The organism is Capnocytophaga sp. oral taxon 332 str. F0381 (assembly GCF_000318275.2).
In the GTDB taxonomy this organism is placed as follows: domain Bacteria; phylum Bacteroidota; class Bacteroidia; order Flavobacteriales; family Flavobacteriaceae; genus Capnocytophaga; species Capnocytophaga bilenii.
In genome coordinates this window covers 357-558 of sequence record NZ_KB291253.1, presented here as the reverse complement: position 1 = coordinate 558, position 202 = coordinate 357, and the positions used below count along the sequence as shown (strand labels likewise).

Annotated in this window: 1 protein-coding gene; it reads left to right on the top strand. The window is 47.5% G+C overall.

Annotation, left to right across the window (positions count from 1 at the left end; all coding sequences use genetic code 11):
• A partial coding sequence (locus tag HMPREF9075_RS13330; RefSeq protein WP_009414718.1) for a hypothetical protein occupies positions 1-202 on the top strand: 202 nt, incomplete at both ends.

Sequence of the window (202 nt, the reverse complement as noted above, 5' to 3'; positions counted from 1 at the left end):
AGCACTACCATACCCCTTACTGCACAAGACGATATATATACCATTACCTATAGCAGCGAACCTCAAACAGTAGGCAGCGTCTATGATAACGACCGCTATGGCACGGCTACCCCTACCGACAAAGAGGTGCAGTTTAGCTACATTCGTAGGAGTACTGATGATAACGGAAAGTATATCAGTACAGCACGAGGCGGAATGCTCC